Origin of the sequence: Streptomyces sp. NPDC048504, assembly GCF_043200035.1 — a bacterium.
In the GTDB taxonomy this organism is placed as follows: Bacteria; Actinomycetota; Actinomycetes; order Streptomycetales; family Streptomycetaceae; genus Streptomyces.
Window position 1 is genome coordinate 58,340 of record NZ_JBICXA010000029.1, and the last position, 20,815, is coordinate 79,154.

At 71.6% G+C, this 20,815-nt stretch carries 13 protein-coding genes, 1 tRNA gene and 1 riboswitch; of the genes, 7 read left to right on the forward strand and 7 right to left on the reverse strand.

Translation table 11 applies throughout. From position 1 onward, the window contains the following. Window positions 1–41: 41 nt before the first annotated feature. Window positions 42–557: a MarR family winged helix-turn-helix transcriptional regulator gene (locus tag ACGFY9_RS46870; RefSeq protein WP_393764973.1), complete on the reverse strand. Its 516-nt coding sequence runs from the start codon at window positions 555–557 to the stop codon at window positions 42–44. An 84-nt stretch (window positions 558–641) separates the two neighbouring features. Here ACGFY9_RS46870 and ACGFY9_RS46875 point away from each other — a divergent pair, with 84 nt between their 5' ends. Both ACGFY9_RS46875 and ACGFY9_RS46880 read left to right on the forward strand, forming a co-directional pair. Continuing rightward, window positions 642–1,772: a dihydrofolate reductase family protein gene (locus tag ACGFY9_RS46875; protein WP_393764975.1), complete on the forward strand. Its 1,131-nt coding sequence runs from the start codon at window positions 642–644 to the stop codon at window positions 1,770–1,772. 136 nt (window positions 1,773–1,908) lie between these two features. Beyond that, the gene (locus tag ACGFY9_RS46880) at window positions 1,909–3,114 is read left to right on the forward strand and encodes an alginate lyase family protein (RefSeq protein WP_393764977.1); all 1,206 of its coding nucleotides are present in this window, start codon (window positions 1,909–1,911) and stop codon (window positions 3,112–3,114) included. Between the two features lie 59 nt (window positions 3,115–3,173). Here the strand turns inward: ACGFY9_RS46880 and ACGFY9_RS46885 are convergent. Then, a tRNA-Met gene (locus ACGFY9_RS46885) sits at window positions 3,174–3,247 on the reverse strand. Window positions 3,248–3,368: 121 nt separating this feature from the next. Here ACGFY9_RS46885 and ACGFY9_RS46890 point away from each other — a divergent pair. The 3 genes from ACGFY9_RS46890 to ACGFY9_RS46900 all read left to right on the forward strand — a co-directional run bounded on the left by ACGFY9_RS46890 (window position 3,369) and on the right by ACGFY9_RS46900 (window position 6,938). Then, entirely contained in the window at window positions 3,369–4,526 is a 1,158-nt protein-coding gene (locus ACGFY9_RS46890; RefSeq protein WP_393764979.1) for a PP2C family protein-serine/threonine phosphatase, read from the forward strand. Between the two features lie 233 nt (window positions 4,527–4,759). Further along, window positions 4,760–4,917, forward strand: a riboswitch (cyclic di-AMP (ydaO/yuaA leader). 11 nt (window positions 4,918–4,928) lie between these two features. After that, on the forward strand, window positions 4,929–5,939 hold the full coding sequence (locus tag ACGFY9_RS46895) for a M23 family metallopeptidase (RefSeq protein WP_393764981.1): 1,011 nt from the start codon (window positions 4,929–4,931) through the stop codon (window positions 5,937–5,939). Window positions 5,940–5,993: 54 nt separating this feature from the next. Then, window positions 5,994–6,938 (forward strand): aldo/keto reductase, encoded by a 945-nt coding sequence (locus ACGFY9_RS46900; RefSeq protein ID WP_393764983.1) that lies wholly within the window; start codon window positions 5,994–5,996, stop codon window positions 6,936–6,938. 12 nt (window positions 6,939–6,950) lie between these two features. Here the strand turns inward: ACGFY9_RS46900 and ACGFY9_RS46905 are convergent, their stop codons facing one another. The 4 genes from ACGFY9_RS46905 to ACGFY9_RS46920 form a co-directional block, all read right to left on the reverse strand. Next, complete coding sequence (locus ACGFY9_RS46905) at window positions 6,951–8,258, reverse strand: PrsW family intramembrane metalloprotease (RefSeq protein WP_393764985.1); 1,308 nt, start codon at window positions 8,256–8,258, stop codon at window positions 6,951–6,953. A 49-nt stretch (window positions 8,259–8,307) separates the two neighbouring features. Then, window positions 8,308–9,138 (reverse strand): tRNA (guanosine(46)-N7)-methyltransferase TrmB, encoded by an 831-nt coding sequence (trmB, locus tag ACGFY9_RS46910; RefSeq protein ID WP_393764987.1) that lies wholly within the window; start codon window positions 9,136–9,138, stop codon window positions 8,308–8,310. A gap of 101 nt (window positions 9,139–9,239) precedes the next feature. Further along, window positions 9,240–10,514, reverse strand: coding sequence for an L-2-hydroxyglutarate oxidase (lhgO, locus tag ACGFY9_RS46915; RefSeq protein WP_393764989.1), 1,275 nt, complete (start codon window positions 10,512–10,514; stop codon window positions 9,240–9,242). Between the two features lie 131 nt (window positions 10,515–10,645). Beyond that, complete coding sequence (locus ACGFY9_RS46920) at window positions 10,646–12,070, reverse strand: hypothetical protein (RefSeq protein ID WP_026151123.1); 1,425 nt, start codon at window positions 12,068–12,070, stop codon at window positions 10,646–10,648. A gap of 671 nt (window positions 12,071–12,741) precedes the next feature. Between ACGFY9_RS46920 and ACGFY9_RS46925 the strand changes: the two genes are divergently transcribed. Beyond that, complete coding sequence (locus tag ACGFY9_RS46925; protein ID WP_393764991.1) at window positions 12,742–14,820, forward strand: asparagine synthase-related protein; 2,079 nt, start codon at window positions 12,742–12,744, stop codon at window positions 14,818–14,820. A 312-nt stretch (window positions 14,821–15,132) separates the two neighbouring features. Continuing rightward, window positions 15,133–18,369 carry a BTAD domain-containing putative transcriptional regulator gene (locus ACGFY9_RS46930; protein ID WP_393764993.1) on the forward strand — a complete coding sequence of 1,079 codons (3,237 nt, stop codon included), beginning with the start codon at window positions 15,133–15,135 and terminating at the stop codon, window positions 18,367–18,369. A 24-nt stretch (window positions 18,370–18,393) separates the two neighbouring features. Here ACGFY9_RS46930 and ACGFY9_RS46935 read toward each other — a convergent pair whose 3' ends face one another. Continuing rightward, on the reverse strand, window positions 18,394–20,328 hold the full coding sequence (locus ACGFY9_RS46935; RefSeq protein WP_393764995.1) for a sigma-70 family RNA polymerase sigma factor: 1,935 nt from the start codon (window positions 20,326–20,328) through the stop codon (window positions 18,394–18,396). Window positions 20,329–20,815: the final 487 nt, after the last annotated feature.

Below are 20,815 nucleotides of genomic sequence, written 5' to 3' on the forward strand. Positions count from 1 at the left end.
TGTGGGACGGGTCACGGGGCAGAGTTGGCAGAGTTCAGGGGTCACGTGCACGGCGAGGACGAACGCCGGCGCCAGGGAAGGTCCTCCCGGGTGACCTCGCCCCCGTCGCCTTCCAGCGCCCGCACGATCCCGGCGCTGATCTCCTCCATCTGCCGCACCTGCTCCGGGGTGAGGTGATCGAAGATCGCGGCCCGTACGGTCTCGACATGCCCAGGCGCCGTACGCTCCAGCACGGCCATCCCGTCGTCGGTGAGGACGGCCGTGCTGCCCCGCTTGTCCGACGGACACCCCTCCCGCCGCACCAGCCCGTCCTTCTCCAATCGGGTCACGGCGTACGTCAGCCGGCTCCGGGTGATCTTCGACTTCTCGGCGAGGTCGGTCATCCGCAGCCTCCGGTCCGGCACCTCGGAGAGGTTGGCGAGGATGGAGTAGTACAGGTGGGGCATGCCGGCCTCCTGCTGGAGCTGCCGGTCGATCGCGTCCTCCAGGAGGTGCGTCGCGGCGATGTACGCGCGCCAGGCGCGCTGCTCCTCGGCGGTGAGCCAGCGAGTCGTCATGCCCCCAGTGTAGTTTTGTTTCAAACTTGAACCAAGCCCCGCCGTTCCACCGAGCCCCGCCCGCCTCCGACAGAGAGCGCGTCGATGCCTTTCCCCTACGTCCTGCTGTCCGCCGCCGTCTCCCTGGACGGCTACCTCGACGACACCGGCCCCGACCGGCTGCTCCTCTCCAGCCCGGCCGACTTCGACCGCGTCGACGAGGTCCGGGCATCGGTCGACGCGATCCTCATCGGCGCCGGCACGATCCGCGCGGACAACCCGCGCCTCCTGGTCAACTCCCCTGACCGCAGGGCGAGTCGAGTCGCCGCAGGCAAGCCGGAATACCCCCTCAAGGTCACGGTCACCGCCTCCGGAGAACTGGACCCGAAGGCCAACTTCTGGCACACGGGCGGCGAAAAGCTCGTCTGTACGACGACCAAGGGCGCGGAGCGAGCACGCGAGCTGGGCCTGGCGGCGGACGTCGTGGCCCTCGGCCCGGACCTCGACTGGCGCCGCCTCCTGAACCACCTGCACGAGGTACGGGGAGTGGACCGCCTGATGGTCGAGGGCGGCGGCACGATCCACACCCAACTCCTCCAGCAGGGCCTGGCCGACGAACTCCACCTGGTCCTGTCCCCCCTCTTCGTGGGCGACGACAAGGCCCCCCGCCTCTTCGGCCCGGGCAGGTACCAGCGAGGCCGCCTGCGTCTCGTCGAGACCCGCCCCATCGAGGACGTAGTCCTCATGCGCTACGAACCCACCGCCCCCGGCACCGGCGACCTCCCCTCCGCCGCCGACCACCACTGGCTCGCCCTAGCCTGCGACCTGGCGGCGGACTGCCCGCCCTCGCAGACGGCGTTCAGCGTCGGCGCGGTGGTGGTGGCGGAGAACGGTACGGAGCTGTCCCGGGGCCACTCCCGCGAAGCGGGCGACCCGGTGGTCCACGCGGAGGAGGCGGCCCTGGCCAAGCTGGACCCGGCGGACCCCCGCCTCCCCACGGCCACGGTCTACACCAGCCTCGAACCCTGCACCCACCGCGCCTCCCGCCCCAAGCCCTGCGCCCAACTGATCCTCGACGCGGGGGTACGACGCGTGGTGACCGCTTGGCGCGAGCCGGACACGTTCGTGGAGGGAGCGGACGGGACCGGGGCGCTGACCGCGCGGGGGGTGACCGTGGTCGTACTCCCGGAGTACGAGGAGCGAGCGAAGGCACCGAACGGGCATCTACGAGGCTGAGCCATTCAACGCGGACCCGCATTTTTCAGCCCGCCCGCCCACCACGACCAATCGGCCCAACAGATCCTGCGCCCCACCCCCCACCAGGTCACGCTCACAAAGAACCGGTGTGGAGGACAACGCGGAGGTAGGACACATGAGGGCAGTCGCGGTGCTGGGCGCGTCCGTAGCCGTAGGACTACTCGCCTCGTGCGGATCGACGGACACCGGTACGCGAACCATGGCAAGGGCACTGCCCGCGAGCGCCGCGTTCACGCACCCCGGGGTGCTCGTCAGCAAGGGCCAGCTGGACGCCGTACGCAAGAACGTCGCCGCCGGCAAGCAGCCCTGGCTGAAGGCGTACTTCGGGATGCGGGACAGCAAGTACGGGTCGTACAAGTACACGGCGAAGCCGTACGCGGACGTCGACTGCCCCTGGAACGGCAAGGCCGCGCACGGCTGTGTCGAGGAGCGCGAGGACGCGATCGCGGCGTACACGCAGGCCCTGCTGTTCAGCATCACCGGGAAGCGGCATCACGCGCTGAAGGCGCGGGAGATCATGGACGACTGGTCGGCGAAGATGAAGGAGCACACCTCCGACGACGCCGGGCTGCAGACCGCGTGGGCCGGTTCGACCTGGGCGCGCGCCGCGGAGATCGTGCGGTACGCGCCCGGCGCCGGCTGGCCGGCGGACCGGGTCAAGCGGTTCGGGACGATGCTGCGTACCGCCTACGAGCCGGAAGTCACCAAGAACCTGCCGGACTACAACGGCAACTGGGACCTCGCGATGACGGACGCGGCGATCGGCATCGCGGTGTTCCTCGACGACCACAAGGCGTTCGACGCCGCCGTCAAGCGCTTCCGCGACCGCGTGCCCGCCTACTTCTACCTCGCCAAGGACGGCAAGGTCCCGCTCACCCCAGTCGGCTCCAAGCTCACCACCCCGCAGAAGCTGACGACGTACTGGTTCAAGCAGACGACCTTCAAGGACGGCGTCGCCCAGGAGACCTGCCGCAACTTCAAGCACGTCGGGTATTCGCTGGCGGCCACCGCGCACATCGCCGAGACCGCCTGGCACCAGGGCGTCGACCTCTACGACGGGGTCAAGGACCGGCTCAAGGCCGCCCTGGAATTCCACGCCCGCTACCAGCTCGGCGAGCCCGCGCCCGCCTGGCTGTGCGGCGGCAAGGTCGATCGGAACATGGGGTCCGACCTGGAGGTCGCCGTCAACCACCTGGAGGGCCGGCTCGGTGTGAAGGTGCCCGCCGCGCACAAGCTCGCCGAGTCCACCCGGCCGGCTGGCAGCGACGACCTCTTCGTCTCCTGGGAGACCCTCACGCACGCCGGTAACACCGCGGATTGAGGTCACCGGAAACACCGAAGGCCGGAACCCATTTCTGGGTTCCGGCCTTCGGCCTTGAGTAGCGGGGACAGGATTTGAACCTGCGACCTCTGGGTTATGAGCCCAGCGAGCTACCGAGCTGCTCCACCCCGCGCCGTTGTGTTCCCAACCATACGCCATCCGCGGGGTCTCTCTCACCACCTTTACCTCCGGCCACCTCATCCGGTCGGCCCACACCGCTAGCCGCCCCCTCCCCACCACGAAAAACTGGACCCGTGGAGGAGGAGGGTCCGTACGTGCGAGCCGGCGGGCGCCTCCCCGGCGATCCCACGCCCGACCCGGGCCTCGGCCCCGTCGAGGGCCGACGGATCTCGTACACCCGTACGGTCGTCCGCCGCCTCCCTGTCCTGCTGCTGATCGCCGCCGCGCTATACGACTACTTCACCCCGTCGGATTTCACGGCCGCCCCGCTCTTCACCGCCGCCCCGCTGGTCGCCGCCCCGCTCTACTCCCGGCGCGGCACGGTCCTCACCGGGCTGGCGGCCGTCGCCGTCGTGCTCGTGGTCCACATCAAGCTCGGCATCGTCTTCGACATCGACGCGGTCACCGAGGTGGTCACCGTGGCGACGGTCGCCGTGCTGGCCGTCCTCATCAACCTCCTGGTCCGCCGCAGCAGCGAACAGCTCGCCTCCGCACGCGAGATCGCCGAGGCCGCCCAGCGCGCCGTACTGCCCGAACCGGCCGAGCGGATCGGCGGGTTCGAGATCGCGGCACGGTACGAGGCGGCGCAGGAGGGCGCGTTCATCGGCGGCGACCTGTACGCGGTGCAGGACACCCTGCACGGCGTACGGCTGGTCGTCGGTGACGTGCGCGGCAAGGGCATGGGCGCGGTCGCCGCCGTCGCGGTGGTCATCGGGGCGTTCCGGGAGGCCGCCGAGCAGGAGGCCACCCTGGAGGCGGTCGCGCAGCGGCTGGAGCGGGCGCTGGCGCGCGAGGGCACCCGGCGGGACGGTCTCGACGCGTTCGAGGGGTTCACCACGGCCGTCCTCGCCGAACTCCCGCACGGCGACGGCGTCGTACGGATCGTCGACCGGGGACACCCGCCGCCGCTGCTGCTGCACGAGGACGGCACCGTACGCACGTTGCAGGTCCGGGAGCCCGCACTGCCCCTGGGAATGGGCGAGTTGGGGGTCTGGCCCGACCGCGCCGAGGAGTTCGCGTTCCCGGGCGGGGCCACCCTCCTCGTCCACACCGACGGGCTGTCCGAGGCGCGCGACTCCCACGGTGTCTTCTACGACCCCGGTGCGCGGCTGGCCGGCCGGACCTTCCGCAGTCCCGAGGCGTTGCTCGGCATCCTCGCCAAGGAGGTGCGCCGGTACTCTGGGGGCTGGATGACGGACGACATGGCGATGATCGCCGTACGCCATCCATGACCGTCATCACGGCGGGTGACCGGGCGGGAGCCCTCCGCATAACAACTGACGTGCCGTCAATACCTGTGGGAATTCTGAGACTTGGCCAACTCGCCCGTTTTTCGCCGGTGGTGGGCCGTTCGTCCAGCAAGGAAAGGTTAATGATCAAGCCGAACAGCTTGGAAACGGGCGCCCGTGTCTATTAACGTTCGATAACGCAGCGCGGTCGTCCCAGCCGTCACAAGAGATGGCTCCGTGCGCACGCGCCGAATCCCGCGAGGGAACCGGGGAACCACCACCTTGGGGTGAATCGCTCGTCGACCGCCGTGGCAACACGGCCGGTATACGCGCGTAGGAGACCTTCCTGCTCCGAACCCGTCAGCTAACCCGGTAGGCGAGAAGGAAGGAAAGGAGCACGCCCACGTGGCGTCAAACCAGGCTGCCCCAGAAGCCCCTGTCGTCTACGGCGGTTACCGCCCCGACGAGGGCCCCTGGGAGGAGTGGAATCCCAGCGCGGAGTCCGTTGCTCCCAACCGCGGCAAGCACCGTGTCGCCAAGCAGCGTGGTGGCGGAGGATTCGCCCGCAGCTCCACCGTCCTGGGCGTCGGTGTCATAGCCGCCGTCAGCGCGGGCGGTATGGCCAGCGCCAACACCGGCAAGCCGCCGGTCTCCATCTCCCTGCCCGACCTGCCCTCCGTGGGCCACCTGCTGGACGACTCGTCCAGCAGCACCCCCAAGGGTTCCGCCACGGCGCTCAGCAGCGTCGGGGTCAGCACGACCGAGACCGCCAAGGGCGCCTCGGACGCGGGTGAGCTGCTGCGCAACCGGATCATGGCGCAGGCCGAATCGCAGCAGGTGCAGGTCGACGGCAAGTCGAAGGCCGCCGTCGAGGCCGCCGTCGCCAAGCAGGTCGACGACGCCGCCGCCAAGGCCGAGAAGGACGCCGCGAAGAAGGCCGCCGCCGCGAAGAAGGCCGCGGAGGCCGCCGCCGCGAAGAAGGCCGAGGCCGCGAAGCTCGCCGCGCTGGCCAAGCAGTACACGCTGCCCGTCGGCTCGTACACGATCACCGGCACCTTCGGCCAGGCCGGCTCGATGTGGTCCTCCGGGTACCACACGGGCCTCGACTTCGCCGCGCCCACCGGCACGCTGATCAAGGCCATCCACAGCGGCACGGTCACCGAGGCGGGCTGGGCCGGGTCGTACGGGTACCGCACGATCATCACCCTCGACGACGGCACCGAGCTGTGGTTCTGCCACCAGTCCTCGATCAACGTCAGCGTCGGGCAGAAGGTCTCCACCGGTGAGGTCATCGGCCGCGTCGGCGCGACCGGCAACGTGACCGGGCCGCACCTCCACCTGGAGGTGCACATCAACGGCGCCGCCACCGCGAGCGATCCGGCGCCCTGGCTGCGCAGCAAGGGCCTCAACCCCTGATCCCTCCCTGATCGTCTGGAATATCCGGTTCCGGTCCGGCGGTTGAGGTGAAGCATGACTTCTCTTCGCAAGCTGGGCCGGTCCGACCTGGAGATCTTCCCGCTGAACCTCGGCGGCAACGTGTTCGGCTGGACCGCCGACGAGGCGGCCTCCTTCGCCGTGCTCGACGCGTATGCGGCCGCCGGCGGCAACTTCGTCGACACCGCCGACTCCTACTCGGCGTTCGCGCCGGGCAACCAGGGCGGCGAGTCCGAGACCGTCATCGGCAAGTGGCTCAAGGCCCGCGGCAACCGTGCCGGCGTCGTCATCGCCACCAAGGTCAGCCAGCACCCCGACTACCCCGGCCTGTCCGCCGCCAACATCAAGGCCGCCGCCGACGCCTCGCTGCGCCGCCTGGGCACCGACTACATCGACCTGTACTACCCGCACTTCGACAAGGAGGACGTGCCGGTCGAGGAGATCGTCGGCACGCTCGACGAACTGGTCAAGGCGGGCAAGGTGCGGCACATCGCCGCCTCCAACATCTCCCCCGAGCGCCTCCAGGCGTCCCTGGACTTCTCCGACCGCGAGGGCCTGGCGCGCTATGTCGCCATCCAGCCCCACTACAACCTCGTCTCCCGCGACACCTACGAGGGCGAGCTGCGGGACGTCGCCGAACGCGGCGGACTGTCGGCCCTCCCGTACTTCTCGCTGGCGGCCGGCTTCCTCACCGGCAAGTACCGCCCCGGTACGACGGTCGACAGCCCGAGGGCCGGGCGCGCGGCGGAGTACCTCAAGTCGGAGCGCGGCCAGAACGTCCTCACCGCCCTGGACGAGGTCGCCCAGGCCCACGACGCCCCGGTCGCCACGGTGGCCCTCGCCTGGCTCGCCGCGCAGCCCACGGTCGCGGCCCCGATCGCCTCCGCCCGCACGGTCGAGCAACTCCCCGCGCTGCTCGGCGTGGCGGAACTGGAGCTGACGGAGGCGGAGATCGCCCGCCTCACGCAGGCGTCGGCGTAGATGTCCTTGGAGCTATGACCGGTACGGGTTGTACAGGGGACTCCCGTACGACCCGTACACCGGCGGCCACGGCGGCACCACCACGGGTACCGGCGGCGCCGTCCGCCGCGCCGCGTAGTCCAGCGCGGGCCGCGCCACCTCCCGGCGCAGCCACAGCTCGTGCAGCAACTCCCTTTCCCGTACGACGAAGTCGGCGCCGGCGCGGCCTCGCGTGGCCCGGTGCCGCAGGAACGCCAGGGAGGTCGCGTACGCCTCGTACTGGGATACCGAGCGGGCCGCCTGCCGGCCGAGGTGGTGGCGGGCGTACTCGCGGGCCAGGCGCCGTGCCTTCATCGAGCCGAGCACGAACGGTTCGGCCGGGGTCAGCCAGCCCGCGTAGACGTAGGCGGGCAACTCCTCGCGCACGGTGCGCAGTTCGCGTTGCCGGGTCCAGACCGCGAGCCAGGTCAGCAGGCCGAACATGGGGACCATGAAGACGCCGTAGACCTCGAAGAAGCCGTACTGGCCGAAGGTGGAGGAGCCGTTCCAGATCGCGTGCATGCCCATCGCGAGGAGCAGGCCGGTCAGGGGGACCAGGACGCGTCGGATGTGCTGCCGGTCGGGGGAGACGGCGGCGATGCCGAAGCCGATGCCGGTGAGGACGGTGAACAGGGGGTGCGCGAAGGGGGACATGACGATGCGCACGAAGAAGGTCGCCGCGGTGACGGAGGTGAAGCCGCGGTCGCCGGTGAGCTGGTCGGTGCCGAAGGCGGTGCCGAGGTAGAGGATGTTCTCGGTGAACGCGAAGCCGGTGGCGGTGACCCCGGCTATCACCACCCCGTCGACGATCCCGGTGAAGTCCCGTCTGCGGAACAGGAAGACGAGAAGTACGGCGGCGGCCTTCGCCGACTCCTCGACGATCGGGGCTATGACGGTGGCCCCGAGGGTGTCCGCGCTGGTCGGGTCCGCGGTCGTGGTCGCTATCCATCTCGTCGCGAAGCTGTTGGCGACGATCGCTATGAGCGCCGCGGCGCAGGCACCCCACGCGAAGGAGAAGAGCAGGTTCCGCCAGGGCCCGGGGTCGACGCGGTCCAGCCAGCGGAAGGCGGCGACGAGGAGGGGTACGGGTAGTACGGCGAGCCCGAGGCCGACCAAGAACCCTTCCGTACCGGTCTGTTGACGCACCAGCGCGAGGATGACCAGCCCGGAGAGCGTGAGCAGGGCGATCAGCGCGCCGTAGCGGACCCAGTTCCGCTGCCACCAGCGCACCCGCGGCCCGTGCCCGGGCACACCACCGGCGGGGTGGCCGGGGTGTGGCGGGTACGGCGGAAAGGTGGCCACGGCATCGACCCTAACGAGGTAAGGGCACGGCCCGCGAGGGAGCCTGGCGTCAGCGCTGGTCGTCAGTGCTGGTCGTCGTCCGGTCGTCGTGGGGTACGCGACGGAAGAGCAGATCGTTCACGACATGTCCCTTGTCCAGTCCCTGGCCCTCGAAACGGGTCAGCGGCCGGAACTCCGGACGGGGCGCAAAACCGCCGTCAGGTTGGCTGTTCTCGAAGTCCGGGTGCGCGTCGAGCACTTCGAGCATCTGCTCCGCGTACGGCTCCCAGTCCGTCGCGCAGTGCACGGTCGCGCCGGGCTTGAGGCGGGTCGCGGCGAGGGTCAGGAACTCCGGCTGGATCAGCCGCCGCTTGTGGTGCCGCTTCTTGGGCCAGGGGTCCGGGAAGTACACGCGCAGGCCGTCGAGCGCGTCCGGGGCGAGCATCTCGCGCAGCAGGATGATCGCGTCCCCGTTGGCGACCCGGATGTTGGACAGGCCGTGGTGCTCGGCGAGGCCGAGGAGGTTGCCCTGGCCCGGGGTGTGCACGTCGGCGGCGAGGATGTTCGTCGCGGGGTCCGCGGCGGCCATCTGTGCGGTGGCCTCACCCATGCCGAAGCCGATCTCCAGGACGACCGGGTTGTCGTTCCCGAACAGCTCGGCGAGATCGAGGTTCCGTCGGCCGTCGATGTCCAGGCCCCACGTGGGCCACAGGCGTTCCAGGGAGTCTGCCTGGCCGGCTGTCACCCGGCTTCTGCGGGGCTGGAAGCTTCGGATGCGGCGTTCGTAGTGGGAGCCGGCGGGGTCGGGGGTCGGCCCGCCGGGGAAACGGGGTTCGCCCTTGGGCCGGGTGCGGTGTGCGGGCTCGGTGGGGGTGGCGGGGGTGTTGGCGGTGTCAGACACAATGCGTTGATTTTACGGGGCGTGCTCCTGAGCGTCTGCCTGGCTTGTGTTGTCGTGCGAGTGCGGGTGTGTTGTGGCTGGTCGCGCAGTTCCCCGCGCCCCTAGGGGGTTGCCCTTCCCGGGGTCTTGAGCGGGAGGCGTTTCTCCCGGCCCAGTACGGCCAGTGCTCGTCTGGCCACCTCTCTGCCGATGGGGAGGGAGGCGGTTGCCGCTGGGCTTGGGGCGTTCAGCACATGCACGGCTCGGGGGCCCTCCTTGATCAGGAAGTCGTCGACCAGGGTGCCGTCCCGCAGGACCGCCTGGGCGCGGACGCCGGCCGGTGATGGGGTCAGGTCGTCCGGGGTCACTGCCGGGAGGAGGCGCTGTACGGCTCCCGTGAACGCGGTCTTGGAGATGGACCGCCGGAGTTCCCCCACCCCGTAGCGCCAGTGCTGTCGGGCCATGTGCCAGGCGCCGGGCCAGGTCGCTGTCGCGGCGACCTCCCGGGGCCGTACGACGCCCCAGTCGTAGCCCTCGCGGGCCAGGGCCGGGACCGCGTTCGGGCCGAGGTGGACGCTGCCGTCGATGCCGCGGGTGAGGTGGACGCCGAGGAACGGGAAGGTGGGGTCGGGGACCGGGTAGACCAGGCCACGGACCAGTTCGGGGCGGGTGAGGGTGTAGTACTCGCCGCGGAACGGGACGATCCGCATCTCCGGGTCGTCGCCGGTGAGGCGGGCCACCTCGTCGCAGTGCAGGCCGGCGCAGTTCACCAGCACGCGGGCGCGGACGACGTCACCGCCGGTCGCGGTCACCGTACGGACGGCGACTCCGCGCTCCGGGCGCCGGTCGATGTGGGCGACCCGCGCGCCGTAGCGGATCTCCGCGCCGGAGGCCTCGGCGAGGTGGCGGGCGACCGCGCTGTAGTCGCAGATCCCCGTGGTCCCGACGTGTATGGCGGCGAGGCCGCGCACCTCCGGTTCGTACTCCGCGATCTGGGCGGCGCCCAACTCCCGGACCGGAATCCCGTTCTCCCGCCCGCGCTGCACGAGCGCGTGCAGGCGAGGCAGCTCGGCCCGCTCCGTGGCGACGATCAGCTTCCCGGTGACGGCATGCGGAACGCCGTACTCCGCACAGAACTTGACCATCTCGGCAGCCCCGCGCACGGCATACCGTGCCTTCAGCGATCCCGGTCGGTAGTAGATCCCGCTGTGGATCACCCCGCTGTTGCGCCCTGTCTGGTGCCGAGCGGGTCCGGCCTCCTTCTCCAGAACGGTGACGCGGGTGCCGGGCGAGGCACGGCTGATCGCGTACGCGGTCGACAGCCCGACGATCCCGCCCCCGACCACCAGCACGTCACAGTCGTAGCCAACCGCTCGCACGTGCACCACCTCCCGCATTCGATAGTGCACTGCACCACTGACAGTCACTTCAAACGCCGGGAGGGCTACACGCCGCCAGGGGCGCGGGGAACTGCGCGACAAGCCACAACGAACCGGCACTCGCAAGACAACCCAAGCCACGCAGACGACTAGGCGGGCGCCATCAACAACGGCCGAGCCCGCTCCCGCAGCTCAACAACCCGCGGCTCATCCCCATACGGCTCCAACCGGTGCAAAAGATCCTTCACGTACTCGGTCGTACGCGCCGAAGAGATCCGCCCCGCAACCTCAACCGCCCGAACCCCTTGCTCACACGCCGCATCAAGATTTCCCGACTCAAGCTCGGCCACCGCGGAGACGACCAGCCGAAGCCCATGCGACCGCACGAACTCCTCCGTCGGCTTCGACAACGCCTGCTCAGTGAACCGTCGGACCTGACGAGGCGCCTTCAAGTCCCGGTAGCACTCGGCCGCGTCCGCGGCGAACCGGTCGTAGCCGTAGAACCCGAGCCAGGACGGATCGTTGTCACCCTCCCGGGACCGCTCAAGCCACCCCTCGGCAGCCTTCAGGGCAGCCCCGGCCGCCTGCGCGTCCCCCGCCTTCGCATGGGACCGCGCCTCGACAAGCCGGAAGAAGCTCATGGTGCGGGCGGTGGCAAGCCCCCGGTTCCGCTCCAGAGCCGCCTGCGCGAGGTCGACGCCCTCGTCGCCGAAGCCCCGGTAGGTCGCCTGCAACGACATCGACGCCAGCACATAGCCGCCCAACGGCACATCCGCCGCCGCGCGGGCGAGCCGCAGCGCCTGGATGTAGTACCGCTGAGCCGCCTCCTGTTGCCCGGTGTCGAAGGCCATCCACCCGGCGAGGCGGGTGAGTTCGGCGCTCGCCCCGAAGAGCGCTCTGCCGACCTCGTCGGAGTACGAGCCGAGCAGCAGCGGTGCCGCCTCCACCCGCAGACACTCCGGCACCATCGACGAACGCCAGTCGCCGCCCCCGTACTTGGAGTCCCAGCGCCTGGCGTCCTCCGCGGCCTCCCGCAGTTTCTGCACGTCGCTGTGGCCGACTTTGAGCGGTGTCCCGGAGCTCTCCGCGGAGTTCGCCTCCCGTGCCACCGAACTGTCGGCCGGGGTTATCAGCCAGCGTGAGGCGGGCGTTGCGTATGCGCTGACTGCGAACGACCCGGCGAGGGACTGCCAGATACCGCCGGAACCTGCCCGGCGGCCGGCGAGGTCGAGCCGGTACAACTCCGTTGCGGAACGCACGGCTTGGCCGACGTCCCGGGGAAAGGCGAGGCCCACTTCCGGTGCGGGATCCGCGTCCGCCAGGCCGATCTCGTGGAGCGGCACCGGGCGGCCGAGCTTCTGGCCGATGGCGGCCGCGATGAGGTGTGGGGCGGCGCCCTGGGGCACCATTCCCTTCGACACCCAGCGCGCCACCGACGTCTTGTCGTAGCGAAGTGTCAACCCGCGTTGAGCGCCAAGATCGTTGACGCGACGCGCGAGTCCTGCGTTGCTGATTCCCGCGAGGGCGAGAACGGTGCCGAGTTTTTCGTTCGGCCCGCGTTGCTCCCTGGACATGCGCCACCCCTCGACACAGACGGCTGCCGCGCTGGCATAACCACCCGGCATTCGTAAACCCAGCGTAGTTCGCCGCATCCCAAGCGTTAAGGGGCATTGTTCCGGTTGGCGGGATTGTGGTCCGTACGCGAGTGCGGGGTTTGCACGCAGGGTTGCGACGTGCCCCCGTCGTGTGGCCGTGCGCCCGTGTGTGCGCTCTTCTCCGGCCATCAAGGGAGCGGTTCCATGGATCGTGCGTGGGTCGGCCCGCTGTACTGGATCCAGTGGGCTGGGGGACACCGCCGCCTACATCCCCGCGGGCGGCGGACCGGTCCGGGAGGCGTACTCCGCCTCCCGGACTGTGCGCGGTGCGAAGCGGTGCGCACGGCATGTACGGAGCGTGCGCAAGCCTGTCCCTGTATCGCCGATTTGGCCGAAAACCGCCCCTGCCTCCCGATGCCGAATACCGCTCCTACCATGGGAGTTGAGGGCGCGTTAGGTGTTTTGGGGGAGCGTATCGGGGGCGCATTCGCGTCGCGGACGTAGGGTCTCCCTTGTCCGGTTGTCCCTCGTCCAGGGCGTCTTCACGCGATCTCAAGCGGCTTCTCCGGCCCTCCGGAAGGCGTCCTTCATGGCAGCATGGTGCCCAGTTCGTGCGGTGCACTGGTTGTCCACAGCCTGTGGAGGCGTCGATGCGGTGGTTGGTGGGATGGAGCAGTACCGCCGCTGGAGCCGCCGCGATCGGTTCAGCGGGGGCCACCGGGTTCGACGGTGAGACGGTCCACCCGGTCGGGTCCCAACTCCTGTGGGGCGACCCGGATCCGCTGTGGGCGGTCGGCGACTGGCGGCCCGACGAAGTACGGGTCGTGAAGGTCGACGCGGAGACGCGGATCGCGGTCCTCGGCACCTGCGGCGCCTCCGACGAGGAGCTGCGCCTGAGCCTGTTCTCCGCGCGCGGAGGGGCACTTCGGCATCTGACGGCCTGGTCGGGCAGTTACACGGCGGTCGTCAAGGTCGGCCGCCGCACCATGGTCTGCGGTGATCTCGCGGGCGCCAAGCCGGTGTTCTACACCCCCTGGGCCGGCGGTACGGCGTACTCCACGGCCGCGCTCCCGCTCGCCGACCTCATCGAGGCCAACCTCGACTTCGGCCACCTCGCCGCGCTGCTCGCCGCCCCGGACGTCCCCGCCGCGCTGCACGACTCGACGCCGTACGACGGGGTGCGGCGCATTCCGCCGGGGCATGCGCTGGTGCTGCGCGCCGGGGCGCGCGAGATCGCCGGGTACGAGCCGGTCGCCTCCCTCGCGGTCGCGGCGGCGGCCGTCGACCCGGACAGCGCGGTGGACGCCGTACGGGACGCGCTCGTCGACGCCGTGCGCGCCCGGCTCTCCGCACCCCGGCACGTCCCCGACATAGACCCGGGGCCCGTCCCCGGCATGGGGCCCGCGGAACGGCGTGCCGCGCGCGGGATGCCCGTTCCCGGGATCGGGGCCGACCTCTCCGGGGGGCCCGCCTCCGGGACACTCGCCCTGCTCGCCGCCGGGCTGCCGGGGGCGCCGGGCACGGTCCTCGGGCACGGCACCGGCGCGGGTGAGCGGCTCCTCGCCGTCACGTTCAACGATCTCGCCGTCCCCGGGCGCGAGTCCGAGGTGGAGCGCGCGGGCACCCTCGCGGCCAACCCGCGTCTGCACCACGTAGTGGTGACCGGCGACGAGGACGTCCTGCCGTACGCCGAACTCGACGGCCCCCTCACCGACGAACCCGGCCCCTCCCTGATCGTCGCCGCCCGCCACCGCGCCCGGCTCGCCGCGGGCAGCGCCGACCACTTCACCGGATACGGCGCCCGCCAGGTCCTGGACGCGCACCCGGCCCGCCTCGCCGACCTCCTGATGGACCGCAAGCGGCGCCATCTGGTGCGCCCGGTGGCCGCGTTGGCGAAGGCGGACGGTTCGGTGATGGTCCCGGGGCGCGTCTACGGCGCGGCCCGCCGCCTCGCCCGCACGCCCTACGGCGCGGGACTCGAAGTCCTCGCCGACCGGTTGATGAACCAGCGCTTCGACGAGCCCGGAGGCGCCGTCGGTGCCTCCCTCGCCGCGCTCACCTGGGCCAGACCGGGGCCCGCCGCACGCTGGCTGACCGGTGAGGCCCTGGCTGAAGTATCGGTTCGCCTGCAGAGCGCGCCCAGCCGTCAGGGCAGCGGCCCGGGCCAGCGCCCCGGCGACTTCCGCGCGCGTGCCGCCCTCGCCCGCCACGCCAACGACCTCCGCGTCCTGGAACAGGCCGCCGAGATCCGCTCCCAGCGCCTGCACACCCCCTTCCTCGACAACCAGGTCGTCCGCGCCTGCCGCTCCCTCCCCGAGGCGCTACGGGTCCAGCCGGGCGCCCGCGCGGCGATCCTGCGCACGGTCCTGGAGGGCGCCGGCGTCGGCGACCTCCCGCCCGGCTGGGGCGCCCCCTCCCACGCCTCGGCGGCAGCCGCCGCCCGCAAGGGCCTCCGGGTCGCCGCGGACCCCCTGATGGACCTCTTCGCCACGCCGTTGCTCGCGCAGGCGGGCCTGGTGGAAGCACGCGTCGTCCGCAAGGCACTGCGCGCGGCGGCCCAGGGCGAGCCGTTGCCCTTGGACGGGCTCGCGGATCTGGTGTCGCTGGAACTGTGGCTCGGGCGATTGCTGGCGCGCCGGGGGACTTGCTGGACGGGAACGCCCGCACGCGCGCGTGCGGTACCGGAGGGGATCAGGCCGCAACGGGGGGCGTTGGCCTCCGGGGGCTGAGCGGGGGCGGTGTGAGCGGGGTTCCGGGGGCTTGAGTCGTCCGCCGTCGCACGCACTCCGGGCAACGAGAGCGCCCTCAAGGGGCGCGGGGCTGTATCGATATGCGGCTCCGCCGCGTGGGCGCGACCAGCCACGACGCAGCCGCAGACGACGAACAACCTATCCGCCGGTTCAGGATCCCCGGGGCTCCAATCGCCCGTCGACGCCGTGCACACCCCGAACCGCCCCATCCAGCCCCTTCAAACACCCCATCCATCCGCCCCGCCGCGAAACCCCGTGCCCTCACCCCACCCACCCAGCGACAATGACCCGGTGCGGTACAAAATCCTGGGCAGCACCCGGGCGGAGGACGAACACGGCACCGGCGTACCCCTCGGCGGTGCGCGCCTCCGTGCCCTGCTCGCTGCGCTCGCCCTGCACCCGGGCCGGATCGTCCCTTTCGGCACCCTGATCGAGGAGGTGTGGGCGGACGAGCCTCCCCAGGACGCCCCGGCCGCCCTCCAGGCACTGGTCGGCCGCCTCCGCCGCACCCTCGGCAAGGACGCGATCGCCTCCGACCCCGGCGGCTACCGCCTCGCGGCGACCCGGGACGACGTGGACCTGTTCGTCTTCGAACACCTCACACGCAGGGGTACGGCCGCCCTCGACCGGGGCGACGCGACCACCGCCGCCCGCGACCTTTCCGAGGCGCTAGCCCTCTGGCGCGGACCCGCGCTCGCCGACCTCCCGGACCGGTCCGCCGCCGCCCGCCCGGACGCGCTGCGCCAGGAGGCCACCCGCGCGCGGGCCGAGGCAGACCTGCTGCTCGGCCGCGCCGCCGACGTCGTACCGGAACTGAAGGAACTGACCGCGGCGCATCCCTACGACGAGCCGCTGCACGCCCTCCTCATCCGCGCCCTGCGCGCCTGCGGCCGCGGGGCCGACGCACTCGCCGCGTACGAGGCGGCCCGGCGCGCACTCGCCGAGGGGCTCGGCACCGACCCGGGGCCCGAACTCCGCGCGCTGCACGGGGAGTTGCTCACGTCTACGGCGCCCGCGAGTACGACGACCCCGGCGCCGGGACGTCCCGAACGCGACGGCAACCTGCGTCCACGGCTTACCTCTTTCGTGGGCCGGGAACCCGAGATCGCCGCCATCCGTTCCGAAATGCACAGGGCCCGCCTGGTCACGCTCACCGGACCGGGCGGCTCCGGAAAGACCCGTCTCGCCGAGGAAGCCGCCGCCGGGCTCCCGCAGGCGTGGCTCGTCGAGCTGGCCCGGCTCGACCGGCCGGAGGCGGTGCCGGGCGCGGTGGTCAGTGCCCTCGGTCTGCGCGAGACCGCCCTGCTGACCACCGAGTTGATGACCACGCAGGACGACCCGGTCGCCCTGCTGGTGGAGTACTGCGCCTCGCGCGGCCGACTCCTGATCCTTGACAACTGCGAACATGTCATCGGCGCGGTGGCCGACCTCGCCGAAACGCTCCTGACCCGCTGCCCGGGGCTCACGATCCTCGCCACCAGCCGTGAACCCCTGGGCGTCCCCGGCGAGTCCGTGCGCCCGGTCGAACCCCTGGTCCCCGACCAGGCGCACCGCCTGTTCACCGAGCGCGCCGCCATCGTCCGCCCCGACGCGCAGGCCGTGCTCCAGGACACGGAGGCGGTCGCGGAGATCTGCCGCCGCCTCGACGGCCTGCCCCTGGCCATCGAACTGGCCGCCGCCCGGCTCCGGTTGCTCACCCCGCGCCAGATCGCCGACCGCCTCGACGACCGCTTCCGCCTCCTCACCTCCGGCAGCCGCACGGTCCTGCCCCGCCAGCAGACCCTCCGTGCCGTCGTCGACTGGTCCTGGGAACTGCTCGACGAGCCGGAGCGGACGGTGCTGCGCGAGGTCTCCGTGTTCGCCGGCGGCTGGGACCTCGCGGCGGCCGAGGCCGTGTGCACCGGCCCCGCGGCCCATCTCATCGGCTCCCTGGTCGACAAGTCCCTGATCGTGGCCACCCCGGGCGACACGGACGGCGGCATGCGCTACCGCATGCTGGAGACCATCCACGAGTACGCCGTGGAGCGCGCCGCCGAGACCCCCGACCTGCGCGCCGCCGCCGAGCGCAGGCACCGCGTGTGGGTCCGCGCCCTCGTCGAGGAGGCCGAGCCGCTCCTCCGCTCCGGCGACCAACTCCCGTGGATAGCCCGCCTGGAGACCGAGCTCGACAACATTCGGGCGGCCCTCGCCCGCTCCGTCGCCGCGCGCGACGAGGCGGAGGCGGGCGCCCTGGTCCTCGCCGTCGGCTGGTTCTGGTGGCTGCGCAACTACCGCACCGAGGGCTCGGAATGGGTGATCCGCGTCCTCACCCTGACCACACCGGACGGGCCCGCCCAGGACCCGTTCGAGGCCTACGTCGCGGACCCGGAGGCGGATGCCCGGCACCCCCTGCACGCCCGGCGGATGGACCTCCGGCTGCTGGATCTCTTCCTCAGGGCCGAGTCCGAGATCCTGGGCCGGACGGCGGACGGCCTGCTGGACGAGCGCATGCGGCAGTACATCCAGCTGATCCAGGCCTACTTCGCCGCCGGCGGCCCGCGGTCTGCCCGTATGCCGGGGCTCATCTGGCCGCTCACCGCCTACTTCCTCACCGAGTCGATGGACATCCGGCCCGCCATGGAGGCGGCGGTCGTCAACGTCCGTGCCCACGGCGGCGACTGGGAGAACGCCGTCATGCTGATGTTCCGCACGCATCTCCTCGTCGACTCACCGGGCGGCATGGCGGGCATCGACGAGGACCTGAAGGCGCTGAAGGTGCTCTGCCGGCGCGTCGGCGACCGCTGGGTGCTCGCCCAGGTGTCCAGCGCGTTCGGCGAGGCCGCCATGGTCCGCGGCCGCTTCGAGGAGGCGAGGACGGAGTACGAGGAGGCGCTGGCGCTCGCCTACGAGGTCGGTGCCAACACCGAGGCCCCGTTCCTCATCGCCCGCCTCGCCGAACTCGCCTTCCGCGAGGGAGACCGCGACAGCGCGCTGGCCGGCCTGGACCGGGCGACCGAGGAGTCCGACCGGCACGGCGTGGCGGACGCCCGCACCTTCGTCCTGATGCTGCGCGCGCACATCGCCCTGGAGGACGGACAGGTCGCCCGCGCGCGGGAGTTGAGCGACCTGGCCACGACGGAGAGCCAGAAGGGCACGCCCCCACCACAGTTCAAGGCCGGCCTGAACGCGGTCGCCGCCTTGGTCACCGCCGCCGAGTCCGGCCCGGAGCGCGGCCTTGAGCTGATGACCGCCACCCTGCGCGAGGCCGTCGACCAGAACTGCGCCGACGCGCTGATCGCGATGCTGGTGGACCAGACGGCGCTGCTCTCCGCCGAACTCGGCGAACTCCCGCGCGCGGTACGGCTGTTGGCCGCGGGCGGCCATCGGCGCGGCGGCCACCCGCGCTCCATGCCGGAGCGCGCCCACGTCGAGCACACCGAGGCCACCGCCCGAACCGCCCTGGGCGCCGAGCGCTACGCCGCCGAACGCGCCCGCGGCGAGACCCTCACCCTGGACGAGGTCCTGGCGGAGCTGCCAGCCCCGCCGTGACCTCCTACTGGCAGGTGAACCCTCCTACTGGCAGGTGAACTTGGACTCCGCCCAGTCCGCCAGCGCCAGGTTGTCGAAGGAACTGCGCGGTTCGACCACGAGCCGTACGGTCTTGCGCCCGGCGATATTCACATGCACCGGCACCGCCGGATCCCCGCCGTCGATCTCCCCGGACCGCCACAGCCGGACCCCGTCGGCGTACACCGAGAAGTACACCTTGCCGATCCCCAGCATCATGTCGTCGACGCCGACCGTCGCGTCGTAGGAGACGCACTGGCGGTTGAGGTCGATGGTGACGGAGGAGCGGCCGTGCACAGTGGCCCCGTGCGCGTACCGAGTGCCGCCGATCGAGACGCCGTAGCGCTGCCACACCCAGCTGCTCTCGCCGAGTTGGATCTCCGGCGCGGTGCCGTCGCCGTTGACGTTGTACGAGAGTTCGCTGACCTGGAAGATCGTCGGCGCGGGTGGGGGCGTCGGGGTCGGGGTGGGAGTGGGGGTCGGCGTGGGTCTGGGGGTCGGCCTCGGAGTCGGGGTGGGCTTGGGCGTCGGTGTGGGCTTCGCCCGGGGTGTGGGCTTGGGTGTCGGGGTCGGAGTGGGTGTCGGCTCGGGCTTCAACACCGCTGGTTCCGGGGCCGGTTGCTTCTTCGGGGGCGTCGGGGGCGTCGACTCGGGCTTCGCGACGGGGGAGGACGAGGGCGCCGGTTTCGCCTCGGGTTTCTTCGCGGGGGTGTGGGTGCCGCCGGCCAGCGCGAGGGCGATCGCCGCCGCTGCCGCCGTGGCGACCACACCGGCCGCGATGCCCGCCTTCACCGGCGCTCCCAGGCCCTCGGAGGCCGCCGCGCCCCCGGCACCCGCCCCGCCGGACGAACTCCCGCCCGCAGCCGCCGCGGCGCCCGCGGCACCGGCCGCACCCGCTCCCGCACCGCCCGCGATGAGCGCGACCGCCTTCGCGTACCCGGCGGCGCCGAACCAGCCGATGACCGCGATCGGGACGACCGCCGGGATACCGCTGGCGACCTCCTCGATCTGCAGCGCGGCCAGCCGGCACTTGGCGCACTCCTCCAGGTGCTTGCGCAGCCCCCGTTCGGCACGCGTGCGCAGCCGGCGGCGGGCGTAGGTGCCGAGCTGGTCGGCGTAGCGCGCGCACTCCTCGTCGTCGGTGAGGGTGGCACTGACGTGGGCCTGGAGATAGGCCTGCTTGAGCCCCTCGCGGGCCCGACTGGCCAGCACGCGCGTGCCGTTGGCGTCGAGCCCGAAGAGCGTGGCGACCTCGCTCGGCGACTCGTCCTCGACCTCGGTGTGCCACAGCACGGCCTGCCACCGCTCGGGCAGCGACCGGAAGGCCTGCATCGCCATCGACTGCTCGGCCACGTGCATGGCCCGGACGTCGGCGCCCAGGTCGATACCCGCTCCGAAGGAGCTAATGGATGCAGTGTCGTCCGACACTTCCGACACCCGCGCGGACTGCGCGGCGAACACCGCGAAGTCGTCGACGAGCTGCTCCCGCTTCGCCGACTTCGTCCAGTTCGCGGCGACGCGCCGGACGGAGGTCAGCAGATAGGCGCGTACGGCGTGCTCGGGCCCGGAGCCGCCGCGCACCGCCTGGAGCATGCGGGCGAAGACCTCGGCGGTCAGGTCGTCGGCGGTGTGCCCGTCCCGGCAGCAGGTGCGGGCGTACCGGCGCACGGCGTCCGCGTGGCGCCGGTACAGCTCCTCGTACGCCGTGTCGTCACCGGCGCGCATCCGCTCGATCAGCGCGGCGTCGGCCGCCGGCAGCTCCGACGGCGGCAGCGGCGGCAGGACACTGCCCTCGCGCTGCGGCGGGACACTGCCCTCGCCGGGATCGCCACCCTGGGGGACACCGCTCGGCCCGCCCTGACTCGGCACCTGTGGTGAGGTCAGCCCACTGGCCTCCGGGTCACCGTCATCCAGTGACTCGTCCCGCCCGTCAACACTCATCGCGGAAAGCCCCCGCCGCCTGCCAAGCCAGTCCAACCAGTCCGGAACACCGGGTCAGCGTGCCATATTGGCTTTTGTTCAGGACACCGTAGGGCAGACCTTCCACTCATCCGTGGGGACTTCCCGCAACGGAGTACTAGCGTTCACCCCTCCGGGGAAGGCTCAACTGTCGCCCCCGGAACGTGAGTTGGTGCGGGCGACCGAAATGCCCGGAACGCGCCCGGGCATCACGAGGGGCGCGGGCGGCACGGCACCCACGCCCCACAGTCACCTATTCGAGTCACCCTGCCGACGCAGGCCGACGAATTCAGCCCGTCCGGCACCTTTCGGCGCAGGCCGGCAACTTCAGCCGGTCCGGCGTCTCTCAACGCAGACGGGCATTACTCAGCCCGTCCGGCAGCTCTTCGGCGCAGGCCCACAAAATCAGCCCGTCCGGCGTTTGAGGACGAGGCCCCTTCAGGGCCGATGGGGGTCTGGGGGCGCAGCC